Raw genomic sequence first — 6,730 nt, forward strand, 5'->3', positions numbered from 1 at the left:
TCCACGCCTCTCCACGCCTCTCCACGCCTCTCCACGCCTCTCCACGCCTCTCCGCGACCGGCCCTCGGTGGCGGAGAGGCGCCGTCCCCTCATCCCCGCCGCTCCGGGCGGCCACCCGGAGAACAAGGATGAGCCCGCGACGACCGCGCTCAGGCCGATCTCGGCGGGGCCGTGCTGTCGCGGACCACGAGGGCGGCGCCGAGCTCGACAGGTGGCCGGGACGGCCTGTCCCCGTCGGCGAGCGCCAGCGCGATGCGCGCGGCGGTGGCGCCTATCTCGAGGAACGGCTGGCGTACGGTGGTCAACGCCGGTGCGACCCACTCGCAGTGCTCGATGTCGTCGAACCCGACCACGCTGAGGTCGTCGGGAATGCGCAGGCCGAGGAGCCGAGCGGCCTCGTAGACGCCGAACGCCTGCAGGTCGTTACCGCACACGACGGCCGTCGGCGGGTCGGGCAGGGTCAGCAGCTGCGATCCGAGATCCCGGCCGTGCTCGAACAGGAACGGCCCGCTGCGCATGAGACGCTCGTCGAACGGGACGCCGGCGGTGTCCAGAGCGGCCCGGAACCCGTCCAGCCGCGCCCGCGTGGCCAGGAATCCGGCCGGCCCCGTGATCAGGCCGATACGCCGGTGCCCCAGCTCCAGCAGGTGCCGCGTGGCCGCGAGAGCACCACTCCAGCTGGTCGACCCCACCGACGGCGTGGGGTGCACGTCCCCCGTCGGGTCCAGCGCCACGAGAGGCACACCGCTCGCCTCGAACAGCTCGCGGTGCTCGGTGGTGACTTCGGAGACGACGGCGATCACTCCCACCGGCTGCCGCAGCAACAGCGGCTCCACCCAGGGCAGGCCCGCCGTCACGAGCGAGCGCACGTCGGTGAAGCCGACGCCCAGCTGACGGGTGGCCGCGACCTGCTCGACGCCCCGCATGATTTCGATCGCGATGGAGCCCAGCATGTTGCTGAACACCACTTCGAGGCCGCGTGCCGACCCGGCGGGGACCGGCCTGCGGTACCCGTGCTCACGCAGGAGCGCCTCCACCCGCTTACGGGTGCTCTCCCCCACCCCGGCCCGGCCGTGGAGCACCTTCGACACCGTCGGCGGTGAGACCCCGGCGAGCTGGGCGATCGCGGCGACGGTGAGGTCACCGCGCCGCAGTCCTCGACGCCCCTGCAACCGGCCTCCCCCCAACATGCGGGGAGTCTACGTGACTCGGGCGCAATCGACCGCGAACGTCAACCCCGGCCGCAGCGCCGGCGAACAGTGGCCGGCCGCGCGACGCCACAGAAAGTAGCAGCCAAAAAGGATAGACGGCACTTTCGGGATATCTATCAGGCAGTGGCACACCGTTCGCATACTCGGACAGCGGCCCGGCCGGGCCGCACGCCGCCTGAAAATTTCACTAGGACCCCATGCTTGTGACTTCGTCACTGACGGGATTTCTTATCCTTTCGCACCCCCTGTCACCGGTACGGGACGGGTGCCGCCTCTCCCTCCTCAGCTGGTCGGATGCGCTTTCCGTCACCACCCCGTCAGCCGCGGGAGCGGTTGAACGGCGACGTCGGACCTGGTATCCGGGCGGCTGCCGACGAAATTTGAGGAGGTTGACTCACGAAATTTTCCTAATAGCGTTCGCGCAAGTGACGTCGAGACCCGTGCCCGATGTGACCGGCCTGGCGTCGCCGGACTCCCGGCGTCGGTTCGCGCGTACTCCTCCCGCACGGGGTCGGCGAGCAACGACGGAACCCCGGCGGCCGCCGGGAGGCTCAGCGACGGCGATGTCGCGGCCGCCCTCTTCGATCAGGGCGGCGGCACCACCACGATCGGCACCAACAGCTAAACAGGAGGAGTCATGACGCAGGGTCGGAATGAGCCCGTCAGCGGCGAGCGAAGGATGCTGAGCCGGAGATCCGTCCTGGCGACGATGGGTGCCCTGCCGGTTCTCACGGCCGCGACGTCGGTCCTGGGGGCCACGGAGGCCGCGGCCGCCACCGCGACCATCAATCCGTCGGCGCAGCGGCAGACGATCAAGGGCTTCGGCGGCATGACCCACGCGGCCTGGGCCGGCGACCTGACAGCCGCCCAGCGGGAGACGGCGTTCGGCACCGGCGAGGGCAGGCTCGGGTTCTCCATTCTGCGGATCCCCGTCGGCGAGAGCCAGGCGGACTTCGGCCGTGACCTGGCGACGGCGAAGCGGGCGGCCGAGCTCGGCGTGACCGTTTTCGCGTCGCCGTGGAACCCCCCCGCCAGCATGATCGAGACCTTCAACCGCTCAGGTCAGACCAACGCGAAACGGCTCAGGTACGACCAGTACGCCGCATACGCCCAGCATCTGAACTCCTTCAGCACGTACATGAAGAACAACGGGGTGAACCTGTACGCCATATCCGTGCAGAACGAGCCCGACTACGCGCACGACTGGACGTGGTGGACCCCCACCGAGATGGTCAAGTTCCTGCGGGAGAACGCCGGCTCGATCAACACCAGGGTCATGGCGCCCGAGTCCTTCCAGTACCTCAAGAACATGTCGGACCCGATCCTCAACGACTCCACGGCACTCGCCAACACCGACATCATCGGGGCGCATCTCTACGGCACGTCGTACTCCAACTTCCCCTACCCCCTCTTCAAGCAGAAGGGCGCGGGCAAGGAACTCTGGATGACGGAGGTGTACTACCCCAACAGCACCGACTCGGCGGACACCTGGCCCCAGGCGCTCGACGTGGGCGAGCACATGCACCGCGCCATGGTGGAGGCCGAGTTCCAGGCGTACGTCTGGTGGTACATCCGGCGCAGCTACGGCCCCATGCGGGAGGACGGCCAGCTCAGCAAGCGCGGCGCCATCATGGCGCAGTTCGCCAGGTTCGTCCGCCCGGGATATGTGCGGATCGACGCGACGGCGAACCCGGCGACGAACGTCTACGTCTCGGCGTACCGGAACGGCGACACCGTCGTCATCGTCGCCATCAACAAGAACACCTCCGCGGTGAGCCAGCAGTTCACCGTGGCGAACGCCGCCTCGGCCGGCGTCTCGTCCTGGGTGACCGACGGGAGCAGGAACGTCGCGCCCCAGGCGGCGACCACCATGTCGAACGGCTCCCTCACCGTCACGCTTCCCGCTCGCAGCATGACGACCTTCGTGACCAGCCTGAGCGGCGGCCAGTCGCCCAGTCCATCGCCCATCGTGTCGCCCATCGTGTCGCCGAGCCCCTCGCCCAGCGCGTCACCCAGCGGCGGCACCGGAACGGGGCAGTTCCGGGTCGCCTACACGATGAACACATGGAGCGAAGGCTTCACCGCCGGCATCAGCATCACCAACAACGGGACCTCGACGATCAACGGCTGGACGCTGGCCTTCACCCTCCCCTCGGGCCAGTCCATCACCTCGGGCTGGAACGCCACCTACTCACCCTCCAGCGGCCAGGTGAGCGCCCGCAACGTCAGCTACAACGGCACGCTCGCCCCCGGGGCCACCGTCGACATCGGCTTCCAGGCCACCCACACCGGCAACACCGCCAAACCGACCGCCTTCACCCTCAACGGCGTCCCCTGCACCGTGGTCTGACCGGCACGTGACCACCCCCGGAGCCCGACCGGCGAAGGGACAGGCGGGGCCCCTCCGACGAGGGAGGGGCCGCCGCGGCCGGTGACGCGTCGGGCCGCCACCTCGCCGGCCCCGGCTCCTGCTCACTGAAGACGGATGGAATCGTCAGCCAGCCTGTGTCCTCCGCAGTCGGCACTCCCCCGCGACAAATCGTCGCCGTGTCTCTCCCTGGAGCGTGTATGAGCACATTCGCACGATTTCGCGTTGGGTTCGTGGCCGCCTCGGCGGCCGGGATGATGCTCGCGGCCGGTCCGGCCGGCGGCGCGTCCGCGGCCCTCCTCCCGCACACCGCCCCGCACACGGTCCCGGCGCTCGCGCGCCTGGCCGCCTGGCCCTCCCCGAACGGCCAGCAGGCCGTCGGCGCCACGATCAACGTCTCGGGCACATTCGACGGCGGCATGAAGCGCTACTACGGCACCGGCGCCCTGGGCAGCGGCAGCCAAAGCGAAAGCCAGCCCCCCGTCTTCAAACTCGCCAACGGCGCCGTACTCAAAAACGTGATCATCGGCGCGCCCGCCGCCGACGGCGTCCACTGCACCGGCACCTGCACCCTGCAGAACGTCTGGTGGGAGGACGTCGGCGAAGACGCCGCCACATTCAAAGGCACCTCCTCCACCCAGACGATGACCATCGACGGCGGCGGCGCCCGATCGGCCAGCGACAAGGTCTTCCAGCACAACGGCCCCGGCACCATGACCATCAAGAACTTCCAGGTGCAGGACTTCGGCAAGCTCTACCGCTCCTGCGGCAACTGCTCCACCCAGTACAAACGCAACGTCGTCATTCAGAACGTCACCGCGACCACACCCGGCAAAGTCCTGGCCGGCATCAACACCAACTACGGCGACACAGCCAGCTTCTCCCAGATCACCATCGTCAACGACCCCACCAAGAAAGTCGTCATCTGCGAGAAGTACAAGGGCGTGACCAGCGGCGAACCCACCAAGACCGGCACCGGCGCCGACGGCGTCAACTGCCTCTACTCGGCCTCCGGCATCACCTACCGGTAAACCCCCATCACCGGCTCGTCCACCGCCTCCGGTCTCACCGCCAACGGCAGCGCGGTGACCCCGTCCGTTGTTTGCAGTAGCCCCTGATCTTCATGCCTCCCCATCCGACTCACCTGAAGGAGGGTCCGTGCGCAAGGTGGGAGCTCTACTCGCCGCCGGCGTTCTCATCGCTGTCCCGATCGCCCTGCAGGGCCAGGCCACCGCCCTGGACAACGGGGTGGCCCGCACGCCTCCCATGGGCTGGAACAGCTGGAACACCTTCGGCTGCAACATATCCGAGACGCTCATCAAGCAGATGGCCGACGCGATCGTCAACTCCGGCCTGCGCGACCTGGGCTACCAGTACGTCGTGGTCGACGACTGCTGGATGAACTCCACCCGCGACTCCGCGGGCAACCTGCAGGCCAACGCCTCACGCTTCCCCAGCGGAATGAAGGCCCTCGGCGACTACCTCCACGCCAAAGGCCTGAAGTTCGGCATCTACCAGGCGCCGCTGGACAAGACCTGCGCGCAGTACTTCTCCAGCTACCCCGGCGCGACCGGCGCCCAGGGGCACGAAGCCCAGGACGCCCGGCAGTTCGCCGCCTGGGGCGTCGACTACCTCAAATACGACTGGTGCTCCCCCAGCGGCACCATCGACGACCAGGTCCGCACATTCGCCAAGATGCGCGACGCGCTGGCGGCGACGGGACGCCCGATCGTCTACAGCATCAACTCCAACAGCATCCACGCGAAGACGGGCCCGCAACGCGACTGGGGCGACGTCGCCAACATGTGGCGCACGACCGAGGACATCACCAACAAGTGGGACACCGGTCAGACCAACGGCTACCCGATGGGCATCCAGAACATCGTCAACGTCACCGTCCCGCTCGCCTCCTACGCCAGACCGGGAGCCTTCAACGACCCCGACATGATGGAGGTCGGCCGGGGCGGCATGACCGACACCGAGATGCGCAGCCACTTCGCTCTGTGGGCGATGATGGCCTCCCCCCTGATCCTCGGCAACGACATCCGCGCCATGGACGCGCCCACCCAGACCATCCTGAAGAACGCGAACCTGATCGCCATCAACCAGGACTCGCTCGGACTGCAGGCGCGCCAGATCAGCAACGACGGCACCCGCCGCGTGCTGGCCAAGCGGCTCGGCAACGGCGACGTCGCGGTCGCCCTGTTCAACCAGGGTGGTAGCACCACCACGATCAGCACCACCGCGTCCGCGATCGGGATGTCCGGCGGCTCGTTCATCCTGCGTGACGCATGGACCAACACCCTCAGCGGCACCAACGGCACCATCTCGGCCAGCGTGCCCGCACACGGCACCGTCGTCTACCGGGTCAGCGGCGACACGACCCCCTCCCCCAGCCCCACACCGCCGCAGTCCCCCACACCGTCCCCCAGCCCGCCGGTCTCCCCCAGCCCGTCGCCGACGCCGGGCGGGCAGCCGGGCACCTGCACGGCGACGTACAAGCGGATCAACGACTGGGGCAGCGGCTTCCAGGGCGAGGTCACCGTCAGCAACGACGGGCCGACCCCGCTCAACGGCTGGACCGTCAAAATGACCCTGGCCGGCGGCCAGAGCATCACGAGCCTGTGGAACGGCGCCAACACCGGCACCAGCGGCGCCATCACCGTCAAGAACGCCCCCTACAACGGCACCCTCACCGGCAACGGCTCGACGACCTTCGGCTTCACCGCCAACGGCAACGGCTCGACCGCCCCCACCGGCGTCACCTGCACGAGCCCGTAGCCCGATGCAGGCGGCCGACGCCGCCGCGCAGGTACGGTGGCGCGGTGCGGGTGTCCCGTACCGCGCCACCGGATAGCAGGCCCGCGTGGGACGGCACCGGGAAGGAAGACAGGCCGCCGAGTAGCGGTACGAGGTCGCGTCCTGTATCCGTAGAGCAGCACCACTTCCCTATGCCCACGGGCGGCGGCGCGCGGGGAGGCCCCATCGGCTCCGTGGCTGCCCGTGGTGACGGGTGGATCCTCCGCTCCGGCCGGGACCGAGGACACCCACTGCCATGTCACGCACAGACGACGTAGTAGACAGCATCAAGCGGATGATCCTCGACGGGGTCCTGCGGCCCGGTGACCGCCTGCCCGTCGAGAAGGACCTC

5 protein-coding genes are annotated in these 6,730 nt (G+C 68.8%); 4 read left to right on the plus strand and 1 reads right to left on the minus strand.

The window, feature by feature from the left end; all coding sequences use genetic code 11:
- Positions 1-149: 149 nt before the first annotated feature.
- Positions 150-1,190, minus strand: coding sequence for a LacI family DNA-binding transcriptional regulator (locus HHX41_RS38370; RefSeq protein WP_182909868.1), 1,041 nt, complete (start codon positions 1,188-1,190; stop codon positions 150-152).
- 658 nt (positions 1,191-1,848) lie between these two features.
- Here HHX41_RS38370 and HHX41_RS38375 point away from each other — a divergent pair.
- From HHX41_RS38375 to HHX41_RS42545, 4 genes are all read left to right on the plus strand, one after another.
- Positions 1,849-3,561 (plus strand): cellulose binding domain-containing protein, encoded by a 1,713-nt coding sequence (locus HHX41_RS38375; protein WP_182909869.1) that lies wholly within the window; start codon positions 1,849-1,851, stop codon positions 3,559-3,561.
- A gap of 218 nt (positions 3,562-3,779) precedes the next feature.
- Positions 3,780-4,610 carry a pectate lyase gene (locus HHX41_RS38380; RefSeq protein WP_220504812.1) on the plus strand — a complete coding sequence of 277 codons (831 nt, stop codon included), beginning with the start codon at positions 3,780-3,782 and terminating at the stop codon, positions 4,608-4,610.
- Between the two features lie 127 nt (positions 4,611-4,737).
- On the plus strand, positions 4,738-6,360 hold the full coding sequence (locus tag HHX41_RS38385) for a cellulose binding domain-containing protein (RefSeq protein ID WP_182909870.1): 1,623 nt from the start codon (positions 4,738-4,740) through the stop codon (positions 6,358-6,360).
- 274 nt (positions 6,361-6,634) lie between these two features.
- The coding region (locus tag HHX41_RS42545) for a GntR family transcriptional regulator (RefSeq protein ID WP_182909838.1) at positions 6,635-6,730 on the plus strand (96 nt) is incomplete at its 3' end.

The organism is Microbispora sp. H13382, assembly GCF_014161445.1.
Classification (GTDB): Bacteria; Actinomycetota; Actinomycetes; order Streptosporangiales; family Streptosporangiaceae; genus Microbispora.

Bases quoted from the DNA above. Each gene is read 5' to 3' on its own strand.
- HHX41_RS38380 (WP_220504812.1), top strand. From the start codon at position 3,780: ATGAGCACATTCGCACGATTTCGCGTTGGGTTCGTGGCCGCCTCGGCG.
- HHX41_RS38375 (WP_182909869.1), top strand. From the start codon at position 1,849: ATGACGCAGGGTCGGAATGAGCCCGTCAGCGGCGAGCGAAGGATGCTG.
- HHX41_RS38370 (WP_182909868.1), bottom strand. From the start codon at position 1,190: ATGTTGGGGGGAGGCCGGTTGCAGGGGCGTCGAGGACTGCGGCGCGGT.